Genomic DNA, 15711 nt, shown 5'->3' with positions numbered 1-15711 from the left:
TTAAAAAGGATATCTCTTGACTACAGCGATTCGACGTACAGTAGCCTTCCCAGGCATTTCAGTTGAACGTTTAAAGAGCATGCTCGGTGCTTATAACGGTCATCTGAAACAAATTGAACAACGATTAGAAGTCAACATTGCCCACCGTGGTGACAGCTTTTATGTCGATGGAGACATAGAAGCTGTAGAGAGAGCAGAAATTCTACTTCAACGTTTACACGAAGAAGCTGAAATTACACAACAAATTAGCGCAGATACCATCCACCTGATGATTCAGGGCAGCCAAACTGACCGTGAATTACAAGATGACCTTTCTGATCATGAAGATACGGGCTTAGATGAAGTCTGGTTGCAAACTCGTAAAGGTCGCATTAACCCACGTGGCGCCAACCAAAAACGCTACGTTCAACGCATTCTTCACAGTGATATTTCTTTTGGTGTTGGCCCCGCAGGTACAGGTAAAACATATCTGGCTGTGGCTGCTGCCGTAGATTTGTTAGAACGCAATGAAATTCAACGAATTTTATTGGTACGCCCTGCGGTAGAAGCAGGTGAAAAACTCGGTTTTTTACCCGGTGATTTAAGCCAAAAAATTGACCCTTATTTACGCCCTCTTTATGATGCCTTGTATGAAATGCTGGGCTTTGAAAAAGTCGCCAAATTGATTGAACGCCAAGTGATTGAAGTTGCACCCCTCGCCTATATGCGTGGGCGTACCCTCAATCATTCTTTCGTCATTTTAGATGAAGCACAGAACACCACACCTGAGCAGATGAAAATGTTCCTCACTCGCTTGGGCTTCGGTTCACGAGCGGTAATCACAGGTGATATCACACAGGTCGATTTACCACGTGGACAACAATCAGGCTTATCACACTGTCTCCGTGTTATTGAAAATATCAAAGAAATTCATATTACCCGCTTCCATTCCCGTGATGTGGTACGTCATCAGCTAGTACAAAAAATTGTCGAAGCTTATGAAGGATGGGACAATACACAACAACGTTTGAGTGATGAAGGACGTGCAGAACGTAAAGCCCGTCAAGAAGCACTTATTTATGCAAATGATTCTGCTGCAGATGCTCAACACAATGAGCAGACCGCAACACGTCAGGACAATGTTTAAGGACTGTTTTTGAAACTTAGCCTATCGTTACAACAATCGTTTGAAGCACCTGAATTGGTGCTCAAACGTGCTTATTTAAAGAAAGTCATCGAAACGACTTTACGTTATATTGATACACAGAGTGATTGTGAAGTCGGCATTGCTTGTGTAGATAATGATGAAAGCCACAAGCTGAATCTGGAATATCGGGGTAAAGATAAACCAACCAATGTTTTGTCTTTTCCGAGTGATTTACCCGATGAGATGGCACAGGTTTTAGATACATTCCCCATTGGCGATTTAGTCATTGCTATTCCTGTTGTCTTACAAGAAGCCATTGATCAGCAAAAAACACCGATTGAGCATTTCACTCACATGCTTGTTCATGGCACGTTGCATTTAATGGGTTATGACCATGAAACTTCAGAAGAAGATGCTGAGGAAATGGAAACAATAGAAATTAAAATTCTGAAAAAACTCAGTTTTGAAAATCCATACACCATCAAAGAAGATTAAATTTTCCGAGTTCATCAACTTTTATAGATGATGAACTCTACCTTTTGAATGTAAGAAATACTGCTTCACGAGGAATTGTATTCTAAATAAAAAAAAGAATAACTTGGAATTCACTTGAAGATATTCAAGCTTGGCATAAAGATGCAGCACATCAAGCTGCACAAGCCATAGGCAAAGAAAAATGGTACAAATATTTTAGTGTATAGATTTGTGAGATTATAAAAACCACTCAAAATAATGTATTAATATTCATATAATAACGATAAAGGATGCTGAGAATGACGCAATTATTTCAACATATTTTACATGGCGAAAGTGATGAACTTTTAGCACAATTAAACCCTAAAAATATCAATCTTCAAGATAATGGATCGTCTTTACTCATGTATGCCTTACAACACAAACAAGATAAAATTGTTTAGAACTGATTCAATTGGGTATTGATGTAAATTTACAAAATAATAAAGGACAAACCGCTCTACATTTTTAGCTGTTTATAAAAATGATTTTAAAATTGCACAAGCGATGATTGAACGAGGCGCCGATCTTAATCTGGCGGATCACACTGGAAATATTTCTTTATGGACAGCAATTTATAATGCGCAAGGTCACTATGATTTAGTCAAATTATTTCTTGAAAATTGTGCCAATTCACAAAGTAAAAATAAGACAGCGAAAAGTCCTTATGACTTAGCTCAATTAATGAAATTTCCTCAAGGCATTGCCTTAGTTGAGCAATATCAAACTTAACTGGTCAATCCAGTTCCATTTATCTTTCTATTTTTAATAGCATGGATGATTCAAAAATAGAAAGGTTGCTCAGACAACTGTTAGTTTAAGTGATTCATTTTTTCAACGCACTTCAAACTCAGATTCCGCAGGATCAAAACGCCAAGTACGAATAATGCGTAACTCAGAAATATCTTTCATATTAGAATCAAAGCGTCCAAAAGGCGCACCTTTACGCACAGAATTTTTTGCCGCTTCATCTAAAATAGGATGTCCCGAACCTTCGATCAAACGAATCGCTCGAATACCACCCTCATTATTTAAAATCACCATTAAACGCACTTCACCGGTCAGACGCTGTTGCTTCGCAAGGTCTGGGTAGTAACGGTTTCCGTACATTTCAACTTTTTCACGGAATTTATCCAAATAACCTGCAGACGCATCTTGCTTGGCTTGAATACCATCTAGCGTTTTAATTTTTTGTTGCTTACTAAAATTTTGCTGCTTTTGTAAATATTGAGCTTCCAAACTAGCAACCATTGCAGCCTTGGCTTGTAATTGGCTCTGCAACTCATCCATTGCCTTTTTGCGATCGTTCTGTTCTGCTTGTTTCTGCCAACTTAAAACCGTCATTAATACTTTTTCTTCAAAGTTTAATTCACGTTTTTGCTGAATTTGTTCCAAAGATTGCAGCTGTTGATCGCCGACACTTTGATTTTCAGATTGAGCAGGCATGTCACTCGACATACGGTGTTCTTTTCGAAATGTACCTGAGCCTTGCTGGTCTGCTTGCGCTAAAAAATCGGCATCTTTGACTTTTTCTTCACTCGGGCGGATACTAATTGCAATCTCTTTAATCGCTGCATCACTTTCTTGTGGCATAGCAAATTGCAACGATAATACGATGACATGTAAAATAACTGCCGTCGAAACCGCCCCAATAAACAATAGATCTTGCCACCAATAATCAGACTGCTGTGTATTGGCAAATAATTTTTTCATCATGACACTAATCCGACAAAATTCCCCAATCGCCAAATTTAAATTTATTTAAATTAAGTTTATTCTTACATTAGCCACATTTTATGTGACAGACTTAATGAAAGATATAACGTAATTTCAAACCGCTAAAAATGGTGCAATGTTTTTTGTTAAACTGCAATCGTTAGACTTGATTATTTTAAATAATCGACACGTTTATCGCCTTGAAATGATGATGATTTGGGACAATACTTATGCCGACGCTGCTTTCTAACATTGCTAAACGAATTCGACAAGTATACCAAAAAGCGGAAGGTTTTATAGAAGAAGAACGAGAATTTCCCGTATCGCAAGTCTTTTTAAATGCGACTTTTCAGCGTTATGTCACCGATAATGTCACCATTCTAGAAAATCTAAATGCAGACCTACATGATGACTGGTTAAGACTTTATGCCACGCTTAATGTCAAAGGTATGCATTTCGTGCTTTCTGTGGACTTAAAGTTGGTTCAAATGGAAATGAATAAAGACATGCAATTAATTGTCTTTGAACAGATTAGCAATACACAAGTGATCGAAGCCACCTATCCCAGTACGTTATATAAAATAGGCGTAAATTTTGCACTTTTCTTTTATCACAAAGTATTAAATAAAGACCCATTGGGCATGATTCTAGAAAAATTTAAGGTCGTGACGGTTAAAGATGATTTATTACATTTAGATTTAAATCGTTGGCTAGGCAATAAACGCTCGATTATGGAAACATTAAATAAAGTGCATATTAACCATGCAGAATTACGCGAAGCTGAATTAGTCGTGATTGGAAATGTAAATCTAATCGCATTATTCAGTAAATTCCGTGAAGATCCTTTAGATGATTGGAATGATGATGCAGATGAATATCAGGATGATTATGTTGAAGATGAAGTCACGCCGATTAAGCAGAAAAAGTAAGACTTTATTTTCAAAACCCCACATTCAAAATGTATACATAAATTCACAGTTCGAGTGAAAATTTTGCTATTTTCTACTCAATTGGGTCGCATAATAGAGACAATATATAAATGAAACATTTAAATGCATAGGACATTTAATTATGGCGAATACATTACTTAAAACCTTCAGTATTACAACAGCGCTTTCAAGTGCAATTTTATTGTCCGCTATTTCTAGCAATGCCGTTGCCATGAGCCCTTTCCAAGCCAGTTATCAATTTGCTTATAATGGGAAAAATTTAGGTACAGCAACGCGTACTTTAAGTAAAAGTGGTAATAACTGGACTTATGTTTTTGCAGCAAAAGCAGCAGCAATCGCTTCTGCGACTGAAACCAGTCGTTTCAGTTTCGCCAATGGTCAAATAATTTCAAATAATTTTAGTCGTAACAGTAAGATACTGGTTCACAATGACACCATGACCATTAATTTTAATCCAAGCACTAAAACCATTAATACCAAGAAAAAAGATCAAGCACGTTCATTTGCTTGGAAAGCAGGTGCTTTAGATGAACTGAATGCAGAATTACAAGTTCGTGAAGATTTAAAAGGTTCAGGACTTAAATCAAGCTATTTAATTGCAGATGCAAAAGGCTTAGATGTCCGCCAATTTGTCAAAAAGGGCTCTGAATCGGTGAAAACTGCTTTTGGAACATACAATACTATTAAAGTGGTCTTATCTCATGATAATAGTTCGAAGAGCTCAACATTCTGGTTAGCACCACAATTAGACTATCTGCCTGTCAAAATGTCGCATGACGATGGCAAGGCTTCTTATAACTTAACCTTGACTGCTTACAAAAATTAAGCAAAATTTCAACTTTTAGTCAATTTCAGCTTGCTTTTTTTTTAGTGCTTTTTAAAATACGCCTTTGCTTAAAAAGCACTTTGCCTCTAGAGGATTCTCCCCGTGTACGCACTAGAACAGAAAATCTTAGCTGAAGGTATCGTTCTATCTGATGAAGTTCTGAAAGTCGATTCTTTTCTAAACCACCAAATTGACCCTGTGATGATGCAACTCATTGGTCAAGAGTTTGCCCGTCTTTTTAAAGATACAGGCATTACCAAAATCATTACCATTGAAGCATCTGGTATTGCTCCAGCAGTCATGGCAGGTTTAGAACTGGGTGTGCCTGTTATTTTTGCACGTAAATATCAGTCTTTAACGTTAAAAGATGATTTATACCGTTCAAAAGTATTCTCGTTTACCAAGCAAATTGAAAGCACGATTGCCATTTCTAAAAAGCACATCAGCAAAGATGATAAAGCTTTGGTGATTGATGATTTCTTGGCAAATGGTCAAGCAGCTTTAGGATTAGCAGATTTAATTCATCAAGCAGAAGCTCAAGTTGTTGGGATTGGTATTGTGATTGAAAAATCATTCCAACCTGGTCGCGATCTATTGCTTGAAAAAGGTTACCGTGTTGAATCATTGGCGCGTGTTGAATCATTGGCAAATGGCGCAGTGACTTTTGTAAAAGAATAATTTTCTTTTATATCGAGTTTTTGCATAAAATTGAGCGCACTAAGCGCTCTTTTTTATACTTTTTGAAAAAAGAATCATCTTTTTAACCATTCATTTCACTATATTTTTCCACTATATTGGCTTGAACAAAAATTATTTCAGGTAAAAGTAGAATGGGATCAATCACCAAAGAACTTGCTGATTTACTCAATGTACAACAAATAGATAAATACTTATTTCAAGGTCAATGCACCCACCTTTTCGGAACACATCTTTTTGGCGGGCAACTTCTTGGGCAAGCATTAATTGCAGCATCAAAAACTACAGATCGCCCTGTACACTCCATGCATGCTTATTTTATTCGTAGTGGACGTACCGATTTACCAATTTTATATCAAGTTGAAAATCTACGTGATGGCAAAAGCTTTGCAACCCGCCAAGTCCATGCCATACAAGAGGGCGATGTGATTTTTTCTGCAATGTTGTCTTTTGCAATACCGGAACAAGGTTTGGAATATCAAACCGTAGAGCCGCACTATCCTGCACCTGAAACATTATTATCAGAACAACAACTTAAAGAAAAAATTAAAAATGATATTCCCGTATTCCTACACACATTGGTGATGCAGCAATTTAGTTTAAGAATGCACCCCGTTCTACCGTTTCACCCTTACAAACCTGAAAAAAGTGAAGCAATTTATGCAGAATATGTACAGACTTTTGAGAAAATTCCAGAAGAATTAGACACTGCCATGATGCATCAGGCAATTATTGCGTATTATTCAGACTACAACTTGCTCACAACATCACTTAGACCACATGGGGTTAGCTATGCCAATGGGAGCGTACGCAGCGCAAGTTTAGATCATAGCCTGCATTTTCATCATCATTTCAGAGTCGATGATTGGTTACTCTATGACATGAACTCCACCATCACCAGTCAATCGCGAGGTATGAATTATGGTCGTTTATGGCAAAATGGCCAGCTGGTTTGTAGCGTAAGCCAAGAAAGTTTAATGCGCCTTAAGCAAAAATAATGGATAAATCATGTTTGGTTAAACATTGATATTCACATAAAAGATAAAGACTTGTTTAGGTATTCAGTTAAAATTAAACAAATGTCATCTTTTTTACATGCTGATTTCAATGATGTAAAAATAACAGACCTATCACCAATAACTTGATGAAGAATAAATGGACTTTATCTGGTATGAGTAAAAATCAATGACTGATGAAAAAACCGTAAGCTGTCCAAAGTGTGGTTCAACTGAATTAAAAAGACGTGACCATGAACAATTGCTTGGAAAAACAGGCAGCGTATTACTGACTTCTGCAGGTGCAGCAGCAGGTACAGTCGGTGGCGCAGCAACAGGTGCTTCTGTGGGTGCTGCGATTGGAACCGTTGCAGGCCCTTTAGGCGTTATTGTCGGTGGAACGATAGGAACTTTTGTAGGGGCAATTAGTGTCGGAATTACAGGTGGTTTTCTCGGAAATCGCTTTGGGAAAAAAGCAGGTTTGATTGTAGATCAAAATATTTTCTTTGATTATCAATGTCAAAAATGCAAACATCGCTTTAATACAAAATAATAATCACATGACTCATACGGGATTTTTCTGCGCTACCTTTCATAAAGTAAGACTCAGGAAGAACCCTTTTTATTATTCTTTATGATCAATTGAATGCTTATTCTCTAATAATCGATTCCACACAGTCTAAATTTATATCTTTAAAATAATTTTTAAAATGATTCAATCTATCTGACATAAAAGACTTTAACTCTATTTTGATCAATGAAAAAAGTTAGAATTAAAGCCTCATATTTTAAGCCCTTGGTTTTTTAAGCACCTAGTTTTTTAACGATATCGCCTAGACGTTTACCCTGCTCTTCGCATAATATTTTTTCATCTTGGCTTAAGCCTAGATCATGGAGTGGACCACTGACATGACTTGCACCATACGGCGTACCGCCAGATTTAGTATTGGATAATGCAGGGTTGGCATTGGTCAGTCCCATCATCATCATACCGTGATGAAATAATGGCGGTAACATGGTTAATAACGTACTTTCCTGACCACCATGCATTGAACCTGAACTGGTAAATACACAAGCAGGCTTGTTATGTAATGCGCCATTTAACCAAAGACTTGTGGTTTGATCCCAAAAATACTTCATTTCCGATGCCATGTTGCCAAAACGAGTCGGCGAGCCAAGAGCCAAACCTGCACAATTTTGTAAATCATCCAAAGTACAATAAATATCGCCATCTTCTGGAATACTGGCTTGTGCTTCAGTCACCACCGTTGCAAGATTCGGGACAGTACGAATTTTTACTGCAACATCTGCGGCTTCCACACCATTGGCAATTAAGTGTGCCATCTCTTTGGTTGAGCCATATTTACTGTAATACAAAACTAAAACATAGGGTTGCATAATACGAATAAGTCAAAATTAAAAGAAAACTATACGGTATTTTCCATCACTTTTGGTTAAGCTTAGTGTGTAAAGGCAAATATTGATGATGAAAACAAATTGAGAATGTTCATATATGATTGAATTATTAAAAAAACTTCCTTTCTATAACAAAACTTGGTTTCAATTTATATTGTTCGTCATTGGACGCTTTGAAGCAGATCGATGTCGTGAACAAGCAGGTTCACTCACTTACACCACATTGTTTGCTGTTGTTCCAATGCTGACTGTTTTTCTTGTTATTATCTCATCAATCAAAGCATTAGAACCTGCTCGCCAACAATTGCAACAAATGATTTACAGTAATTTCCTACCCAAAACCAGTATTGCTTTTGATAAAGCCTTTAACGTTTTTACCGACAATTCAAGCAATCTCACCATCATTGGTGTGCTATTTCTATTCATTACTACAGTCATGATGCTTACCAGTATTGAAACTGTATTTAATCGAATTTGGCGAGTTAAAGAAACCCGTAACGGTATTGTCGGATTTATGCGTTACTGGACGATCATTTCTTTAGGGCCAATTTTACTCGGTAGCGCTTTTGTTATCTCATCGACCTTAGCGTCTATGAATGTCCTGAGTAACTTCACTGGCAGTTATGAAGTTAATGGTGCTTTTGTCTTTTGGTTAATTTCTTTTACCCTCACTGTCCTTGGTTTTTTTATCCTTTATTGGACAATTCCAAATCGTTCAGTACCTATGCAAGCTGCTGCTATTGCAGGTCTTTTCAGTGCCATTATTTTTGAATTATTAAAAAATCTATTTGGCTTTGTTATGACGCATTTTACCAGCTATACCATTGTTTATGGTGCATTTGCGGTTGTTCCAATTTTCCTTTTGTGGATTTTTCTGTCTTGGAATATTGTCCTTTTAGGGGTTGAAGTCAGCTATGCACTTACAGCTTTTCACGCAGGCAAAGTACAAACCCGCCATCCAGTTCTAATGCTGCTCGATATTTTAGAATTATTCTATAAAAGACAACAAACGGGACAAACCGTTACAGATACAGAAGCCCTTGATATTTTAGGTCGTGGTGAAATTGGACGTTGGCCTTCTTATGTGCTTTTACTAGAAAAACAGAATCTGGTTAAACGCACAATTAATGATGAATATGTCTTAGCACGAAATTTAGATACTGTTGATTTTTGGTCTTTTTATAAAGCCTTGCCTTATACACTCCCAAACCGTGAAGATGTAAAAAATGTCCATGAAGATGATGTTTGGATGCAGAGAATTGCCCCTGCGCTCATCGAATCTGATGAATATCTAGCGGCAAAACTGTCTATGCCACTGTCATTTATTTTGGATGATAAATAGTGTGAATAAATGGTATTGAAAATAAATTGCAAATGACCTTATTCGTCCAACTTATCTAGCTGAGTTGGACGAATAGATAGGTTATCAAAGTGGATCATACTTCTGCGTTTATCTATATGGTTAAAGCTTAGCTGAAAATCTAGTCTAATCAATTTTTAAAATAATTTTTGAATTAAGCCCTTATATCTATTCATAAATAATGTATTTATAAAACGACAACTACGTTTTTCACAACCGTTATTTATAAAATTTAGGATCAGTTCCTATTATTCAATCTATCAATACTATTTCATTTATTCATCGTTTTTAAAAATAAATCTTGATTTTACACCAGTAATAACAATAATCATTCTCAATTAAAAACGAGCAATGATTATGCAAATCCAAGTTCAAAAAACACCTCTTCTATTTAAAAATATACTGTGTATATCCATAACAAGCATACTTTCACAAATGGCTTTCGCAGCTGAAAGTAATGCCTCTATTGAAAGTTCTACAACGATAAATCAACTACCAACTATTGCAGTTCAAGCAAAACAAACTGACGATAAAGGCTATATCAAAACGAAAAGTAGTACTGCAACAAAACTGAATATTGATGTGAAAAAAACACCACAATCCGTGACGACTATTAGCCGAAAACAGATTGAAGATATGGGCTTCAATAACTTAGGTGAAGCCTTAACCAATACAACAGGCATCGTTTTAACTGGTGATAACTCTGAACGAACAAACTTTTCTATCCGAGGATTTAATTTAGGCGATGGCTGGAATTCCAACCTTTTACAATTCGATGGTATTGCATTAAATGCGTCTAATGTCGCTGCATCTAAACCTGATATGGCGATGATTGAAAGTATAGAGGTTCTACGTGGTGCTTCAGGTCTAATGCAAGGCTCTGGTGAACCTTCAGGTGCAATCAATCTTATTCGTAAGAAACCTACAGAACATTTTCAAGCAAATGGCAGTGTAAGCTACGGTTCATGGAATACACTACGTGGAGAAGTCGACCTTTCAGGACCATTGAACCAGCAAGGTTCGGTTCGTGGGAGATTCGTCGCAGCCTATCAAGATAGTGACTCATGGATGAAAGCCGTCACGCGAGATACAAACTTACTCTACGGAATTATTAGTGCGGACCTCACACCATCAACGTTATTAAATCTCGGTTTTTCTCAACAAAAAGAACATGCTGTACCTGTTGGGGGATTACCCCGTTTTTCAGATGGTTCAGATTTAGCATTAGACCGTGAAAACTGTGGATGCGATTATCGTGACTTTTGGGACAAAAAAAATTCACAAGCTTTTATCGATTTAACCCATGAATTTAATGAAAATTGGATGATGAAAGCGGCTTATATCAATGCCAATATTGATATGGATATGCGTTTTACTAGTTTAGCGCTTGCAGCAAATACCACACAAGATCATCCTCAGGCAACTGTAAATAAATATGCTTACCGCTATCAACAAGATATCAATGCTTTCGATTTATTTACCAAAGGGAAATTAAGTTTATTTGGTCGTGAACATGAATTGGTGGTTGGTGCAAATTATCAGCATAGTAAACTACCTGGGCAATGGACTAGCTTTGATAATATGCTGGCTGATGGCTCATTATGGAACAGTGCTCAGGGCAAACCCAACAATCCATATCTAGTAGACTTATGGACATACAAACCTTTTCAATTGCCATCGGGTGAATCTCGCTATAGCTTAGATGGAGGAATATCGGATGTAGAGTCAAAACAATCAGGGCTATATATTACGTCTAGATGGAATATATTAGATCCGTTGAATGTGATTGCAGGCATCCGTCAAAGTAATTATGAATATTCTTCAAAATATACCAGCAATGTCGATGGTTTAAGAAAAACAGCAAGAGATACTCAATATAAAAAGAGCAATGTTCTAACACCATATTTTGGTCTAACTTACGATATCAATGACGTAGTCACGGCGTATGCTAGTTATACAGATAGTTTTGTAGTACAAAATGTTAAAGATAAAAATGGAAACTTACTTGATCCAATCCAAGGCAATGTTTACGAGCTGGGAATCAAGGGTGGATTTAATGATGATCAAGTGATCGCTTCACTCGCTACATTTAGAACCAACCAGATTAATCGCAGTATTGATGATCTTTCAACACTCAACCAATGCCCTGAAAATGGTGCGAATAGCTACTGCAAAACGGCTTCAGGCAAGGTGATCAGTGAAGGTATAGAGACTGAACTCAGAGGTGAAATCTTGCCTAATTTAAATTTAATCGCAGGCTATACCTACAATACAACTGAATATAAAAAAGATCCTAAAAACCAAGGTCGTGTATTTAATGAAACCACACCTGAGCATATTGCACGATTATTTGCGAGCTACAAACTGCCCAATCAACTGACTATTGGTGGTGGAGTGAATTATCAAAGTGAATGGAAAGTTGGGCGTTATGGGGTCAAGCCTGCAACTCAAGAGGGATATGCTTTAGTTAATTTAATGGCGAGTTATCCACTGAGTGATCAGGTGACAATTGCTTTGAATATGAATAATATCTTTGATGAAAAATATTATTCATATATCTCTGAAACCACCAATCGTTACGGTGAACCTCGCAATGCAAAATTAACATTAAGAGCAAAATTTTAAATAAAAAAAGGCAGCTCAAAATTGAAGCTGCCTTTTTATCAAGCTCAGTGATTACTTCACAAAAGTTTTCCAAACAAAATCTTGGCTTTGACCATTTAAAGTCATGCTCAATTGATCACCCGAAGCCAATGCTGCAACACCTGCTGGCGTTCCAGTCATCACTACATCACCTGGTTCTAAAGAGAACACTTGGCTAATATCTGCAAGTAAATAACCAATATCAAAAATTAATAAAGAGGTATCACCTTTTTGGCGAACTTGATCATTCACAGCAAATTCAAAAGTCACAGAATCCCAAGCTTTTACTTCACTAATATCGACCCAATCTGCCAGTACGCACGAACCATCAAATGCTTTAGCACGTTCCCAAGGCTGACCTTTTTTCTTTAAGTCATCTTGCAGATCACGCAAAGTTAAATCCAAACCTAAAGTCACAGCACCAATGGCTTCAAGTGCTTTTTCAGGATTGGTTTCAGCTTTTAATGGTTTGTCTATTCGTAAAGTTAGTTCACATTCATGGTGGCAATTGCCCCAACTTTCATTCCAAGAAATACCCTCTTGCAATGAAATCAGACTGCTTGGTGGCTTAATAAATAAGACGGGGCGATCTGGTGTCGCATTCCCTAATTCGGCAATATGTGCAGCATAGCTGCGACCAACACAGATAATTTTAGATGGACGCGCACTCATATTTTTCCCTTCTTATTCATGACTATTAAAAACTTTTTGGCTGATACTACTGATTTACTTTTTAAAAGTATTAATAAAAATCGCTTGATCAGTAGGACTTTCAAATGCACGTTTCGGGACGATCACAACTGTACGATTTTTTAATTCGATCATATAGGTGAGTTTTCCTTCTACAAACTTTTGCACATCTGCATAATGAAAAACTTGTTTTGGACGACCGCTACTGAACAATGCTAGGTAATCTTGAAATAATTCAATACCCTGTTCACTTTTGCCAAATTGATATTTTACGAATTGACGTTTAAACATCATTGGTAAAAACCAATAACGCATCAGTGCTTGCAAAATAAGGAAAAATAAACCTAAGCTGATATAGTATTTGCCAACACCATTAATCCCCAGATAAAATCCCCAAAGGATAATCCCGACACTCACCAACGGTGTTAAAAATCGGCTAATTTGTTTTTTACCAAAAGTTGCGAGTTTAAAACCATCTTGTGATTCTTCTAAATTGAGGTAATAACGCGCAGATAATGCAGGTTTGCTGTCTGACATAGTTGCTTCAACACAATTCCTATTCACGATACCAAGATATTACACTAGATTGTTTGCTTAAATGAGGATTTTCACCTAGCTTTACAGAACACATATTTTTTAATATGTGTCATCATTTTAAAAATGATTCAAAAGAATCAAAGTAATAAAAATAAAGGATTATAATGAACCGTTTACTCCCCCAAATTTGTCTTGTTTTAATCAGTAGTATAAGTTCGTTAAGTTTTGCAAAATTAGTGACTTGGTCAGATAATATTCCCAGTGGAATCAAACCTTTTGATAATAACGCCCAACAAGTTGCGGCGATTGCACAAGATAATATTCTGATTTATGCACATCCTGCGCTAAAAACCACATTACCAACTTTAAAAAACAATCCACAACCTATTGCTCAATTTTCCACAGCCGCTATTGTTGTGCCCGTGAGTAGCCAAGAAGTGGCTAAAACATTAACCAATTACAACCAATATGTCGGACTTTTTCCCACATTAAAATCTGCAAAAATTTTAGAACAATCTGGAAATATCAGCCAATTCAAATATCGGATTGCTATTCCAACGCCTATTCCTGTTTTAAATTTTAATGAAGATGTGGTGATGCAACATCAAATTGGACACAACAGTATCTCGACTATCATCATTGAAGGGCCAATTCCTTATGGTGCAGGAAAATTCGAATGGTTCCGTCTTGGAGAGAACAAAACTTTAATTACCCTGACACAATGGGGAGATTTAAATCAGCCACAAGGTTTTTTACTCAAAAAAATATTAAATGCTTTTCCAGAGGTTAAATTAGCCATTCCAAGCGGTTCAAGTGCTTTTATTATGGAAGCATTAAAAAATAAATATGTTGCTAAAAAAACAATTGCATTGAATGCAGGGCAATTACCCAGTCCACAATTAAATACAGCGCAAATCAATAAAATTGTTCAGGTCAGTGCCAATTCACAGCAACCTGTAAGTTTTGTGCTCAATCCTGCAACTGTGCCTTATACCCATGGGCGTGAAGTTTTACGCTTTAGCACCAGTTATCAATATTTCAATGCAGCACCACAGCAAATGCAGAAATGGATACAACCCACATCCTATAAAGAAATCTTACCGAAACAAATTAAGAATATAAAAACCATGCCCGTTAATACTCAAGGGCAAGATACAGAATTTAAAGTCAGTGTTGGCTTAGGTGTGATCAGTATTCCTTTTGATTTTAAAATGCATTTCAGTTATCCCAAACCTACTGAAAATAACTTCTATGCCAACGGCGGCGATTTACGTTACTTAAAAGGACAAATTCAGTTTTTACCGCAGGGTAATGACACTTTATTAAAAATGACCACAACAGTAAAAATTGATGAAAAAGCACCATTTTTACTCAGAGTCGCACGTAGTTTGCCTTATCATGAAATGCTGCCTGCTGTAGGTATAAATGCCCTTTTTGCACAAAAAATCAAATAGATTGAATATAGGCAACAATACCTAAATATTGAATAATTTTATTATTTCAGACACAAAAAAACCGCAATTAAGCGGTTTCTTTCAATTTTATATCTTTCGATATCAAAAAGTTGGTGCGCTCAGAGAGATTCGAACTCCCGACCCCTTAGTTCGTAGCCAAGTGCTCTATCCAGCTGAGCTATGAGCGCGACGTCTTGATGGGACGCATTATACGCCTTTTCACGTTTTTGTTAAGTGTTTTATACGCTTTTAAGAATTGAATGTTTATGAATTAATCACCAACTAGATATACTGTTGCTAATTCGAACGAAATAAGCAACCACTCGATCAATGCAGAACCAAACAACACCTTTTAAAATATTCTTGGTGGATTACTCCTCCCTTTGATATTTATTTGCAGTATAAATTACATGACTTTTTTAGCTTTATCAGAATATACAACTCTGACCAAATCCGACTGGAAAGAGATCAGCCTTTCCACACAAGATTCCCCATATTTCGTTAAATCATTTAAAACTGAAACTAAACTTTTTATTGGAAATACTACCCTGAACATCAAAATTTTGAAGTGAGTTGTGATGAACGCTTATATGCTATGTGTAAATTACCATATTTTCAGTAGCATTGACCTTATTTTGCCTAATCAAAGGTATGCTACTTATTTATTAATAAAACCACAAAGGTAAATCCAATTCTCAGGAAAATCAGTTTAAGTTTTATAATCTTGCATCTAACCAATCTGTGCGTAGTAACCTATATAACCTTGGCTTAATGATTAGGTTTGAAATT

At 36.6% G+C, this 15711-nt stretch carries 16 protein-coding genes and 1 tRNA gene; 12 read left to right on the top strand and 5 right to left on the bottom strand.

What is annotated here, in order from left to right:
* Window positions 1-16 precede the first annotated feature (16 nt).
* The 4 genes from ACG94X_RS01635 to ACG94X_RS01620 all read left to right on the top strand — a co-directional run bounded on the left by ACG94X_RS01635 (window position 17) and on the right by ACG94X_RS01620 (window position 2371).
* The gene (locus ACG94X_RS01635) at window positions 17-1126 is read left to right on the top strand and encodes a PhoH family protein (protein WP_419381978.1); all 1110 of its coding nucleotides are present in this window, start codon (window positions 17-19) and stop codon (window positions 1124-1126) included.
* Between the two features lie 9 nt (window positions 1127-1135).
* The gene (gene ybeY / locus ACG94X_RS01630; protein WP_419381977.1) at window positions 1136-1621 is read left to right on the top strand and encodes an rRNA maturation RNase YbeY; all 486 of its coding nucleotides are present in this window, start codon (window positions 1136-1138) and stop codon (window positions 1619-1621) included.
* Between the two features lie 278 nt (window positions 1622-1899).
* The gene (locus tag ACG94X_RS01625; RefSeq protein ID WP_419381976.1) at window positions 1900-2043 is read left to right on the top strand and encodes a hypothetical protein; all 144 of its coding nucleotides are present in this window, start codon (window positions 1900-1902) and stop codon (window positions 2041-2043) included.
* A 103-nt stretch (window positions 2044-2146) separates the two neighbouring features.
* On the top strand, window positions 2147-2371 hold the full coding sequence (locus ACG94X_RS01620) for an ankyrin repeat domain-containing protein (RefSeq protein ID WP_419381975.1): 225 nt from the start codon (window positions 2147-2149) through the stop codon (window positions 2369-2371).
* Between the two features lie 102 nt (window positions 2372-2473).
* Here ACG94X_RS01620 and ACG94X_RS01615 read toward each other — a convergent pair whose 3' ends face one another.
* Window positions 2474-3355 (bottom strand): energy transducer TonB, encoded by an 882-nt coding sequence (locus tag ACG94X_RS01615; protein ID WP_419381974.1) that lies wholly within the window; start codon window positions 3353-3355, stop codon window positions 2474-2476.
* A 230-nt stretch (window positions 3356-3585) separates the two neighbouring features.
* Between ACG94X_RS01615 and ACG94X_RS01610 the strand changes: the two genes are divergently transcribed.
* The 5 genes from ACG94X_RS01610 (at window position 3586) to ACG94X_RS01590 (ending at window position 7375) form a co-directional block, all read left to right on the top strand.
* Complete coding sequence (locus ACG94X_RS01610; RefSeq protein ID WP_419381973.1) at window positions 3586-4284, top strand: hypothetical protein; 699 nt, start codon at window positions 3586-3588, stop codon at window positions 4282-4284.
* Between the two features lie 142 nt (window positions 4285-4426).
* Window positions 4427-5131: a DUF3108 domain-containing protein gene (locus tag ACG94X_RS01605; RefSeq protein ID WP_419381972.1), complete on the top strand. Its 705-nt coding sequence runs from the start codon at window positions 4427-4429 to the stop codon at window positions 5129-5131.
* A gap of 102 nt (window positions 5132-5233) precedes the next feature.
* Entirely contained in the window at window positions 5234-5809 is a 576-nt protein-coding gene (locus tag ACG94X_RS01600) for a xanthine phosphoribosyltransferase (protein WP_419381971.1), read from the top strand.
* 152 nt (window positions 5810-5961) lie between these two features.
* Window positions 5962-6825: an acyl-CoA thioesterase gene (locus tag ACG94X_RS01595; RefSeq protein WP_419381970.1), complete on the top strand. Its 864-nt coding sequence runs from the start codon at window positions 5962-5964 to the stop codon at window positions 6823-6825.
* Between the two features lie 187 nt (window positions 6826-7012).
* Window positions 7013-7375: an FmdB family zinc ribbon protein gene (locus tag ACG94X_RS01590; protein WP_419381969.1), complete on the top strand. Its 363-nt coding sequence runs from the start codon at window positions 7013-7015 to the stop codon at window positions 7373-7375.
* A 251-nt stretch (window positions 7376-7626) separates the two neighbouring features.
* On the opposite strand, the gene wrbA is transcribed toward ACG94X_RS01590, so the two are convergent.
* Window positions 7627-8220: an NAD(P)H:quinone oxidoreductase gene (gene wrbA / locus ACG94X_RS01585; protein WP_419381968.1), complete on the bottom strand. Its 594-nt coding sequence runs from the start codon at window positions 8218-8220 to the stop codon at window positions 7627-7629.
* A gap of 115 nt (window positions 8221-8335) precedes the next feature.
* Here wrbA and ACG94X_RS01580 point away from each other — a divergent pair, with 115 nt between their 5' ends.
* Entirely contained in the window at window positions 8336-9580 is a 1245-nt protein-coding gene (locus tag ACG94X_RS01580; protein WP_419381967.1) for a YihY family inner membrane protein, read from the top strand.
* 453 nt (window positions 9581-10033) lie between these two features.
* A complete protein-coding gene (locus tag ACG94X_RS01575; RefSeq protein WP_419381966.1) occupies window positions 10034-12223 on the top strand; it encodes a TonB-dependent siderophore receptor in 2190 nt (729 codons plus the stop codon).
* A 51-nt stretch (window positions 12224-12274) separates the two neighbouring features.
* Here the strand turns inward: ACG94X_RS01575 and ACG94X_RS01570 are convergent, their stop codons facing one another.
* Window positions 12275-12913, bottom strand: a complete 639-nt coding sequence (locus tag ACG94X_RS01570) for a fumarylacetoacetate hydrolase family protein (RefSeq protein WP_419381965.1) — start codon at window positions 12911-12913, stop codon at window positions 12275-12277.
* 54 nt (window positions 12914-12967) lie between these two features.
* Window positions 12968-13468, bottom strand: a complete 501-nt coding sequence (locus tag ACG94X_RS01565; protein ID WP_419381964.1) for a YcxB family protein — start codon at window positions 13466-13468, stop codon at window positions 12968-12970.
* 164 nt (window positions 13469-13632) lie between these two features.
* Between ACG94X_RS01565 and ACG94X_RS01560 the strand changes: the two genes are divergently transcribed.
* Window positions 13633-14922: an SRPBCC family protein gene (locus ACG94X_RS01560; RefSeq protein ID WP_419381963.1), complete on the top strand. Its 1290-nt coding sequence runs from the start codon at window positions 13633-13635 to the stop codon at window positions 14920-14922.
* A gap of 111 nt (window positions 14923-15033) precedes the next feature.
* Here the strand turns inward: ACG94X_RS01560 and ACG94X_RS01555 are convergent.
* Window positions 15034-15110: transfer RNA gene (locus tag ACG94X_RS01555), tRNA-Arg, on the bottom strand.
* Window positions 15111-15711: the final 601 nt, after the last annotated feature.

The sequence above is a fragment of the Acinetobacter psychrotolerans genome, assembly GCF_048552595.1.
GTDB lineage: Bacteria > Pseudomonadota > Gammaproteobacteria > Pseudomonadales > Moraxellaceae > Acinetobacter.
The sequence above is the reverse complement of the archived record's forward strand: the minus strand, read 5'-3'. Positions and strand labels throughout refer to the sequence as shown.

Coding starts and splice junctions, on each gene's coding strand:
- ACG94X_RS01570 (WP_419381965.1), bottom strand. CDS start 12,913: ATGAGTGCGCGTCCATCTAAAATTATCTGTGTTGGTCGCAGCTATGCT.
- ACG94X_RS01605 (WP_419381972.1), top strand. CDS start 4,427: ATGGCGAATACATTACTTAAAACCTTCAGTATTACAACAGCGCTTTCA.
- ACG94X_RS01590 (WP_419381969.1), top strand. CDS start 7,013: ATGACTGATGAAAAAACCGTAAGCTGTCCAAAGTGTGGTTCAACTGAA.
- wrbA (WP_419381968.1), bottom strand. CDS start 8,220: ATGCAACCCTATGTTTTAGTTTTGTATTACAGTAAATATGGCTCAACC.
- ACG94X_RS01620 (WP_419381975.1), top strand. CDS start 2,147: ATGATTGAACGAGGCGCCGATCTTAATCTGGCGGATCACACTGGAAAT.
- ACG94X_RS01565 (WP_419381964.1), bottom strand. CDS start 13,468: ATGTCAGACAGCAAACCTGCATTATCTGCGCGTTATTACCTCAATTTA.
- ACG94X_RS01575 (WP_419381966.1), top strand. CDS start 10,034: ATGGCTTTCGCAGCTGAAAGTAATGCCTCTATTGAAAGTTCTACAACG.
- ACG94X_RS01560 (WP_419381963.1), top strand. CDS start 13,633: ATGAACCGTTTACTCCCCCAAATTTGTCTTGTTTTAATCAGTAGTATA.
- ACG94X_RS01625 (WP_419381976.1), top strand. CDS start 1,900: ATGACGCAATTATTTCAACATATTTTACATGGCGAAAGTGATGAACTT.
- ACG94X_RS01610 (WP_419381973.1), top strand. CDS start 3,586: ATGCCGACGCTGCTTTCTAACATTGCTAAACGAATTCGACAAGTATAC.
- ACG94X_RS01580 (WP_419381967.1), top strand. CDS start 8,336: ATGATTGAATTATTAAAAAAACTTCCTTTCTATAACAAAACTTGGTTT.
- ACG94X_RS01615 (WP_419381974.1), bottom strand. CDS start 3,355: ATGATGAAAAAATTATTTGCCAATACACAGCAGTCTGATTATTGGTGG.
- ACG94X_RS01595 (WP_419381970.1), top strand. CDS start 5,962: ATGGGATCAATCACCAAAGAACTTGCTGATTTACTCAATGTACAACAA.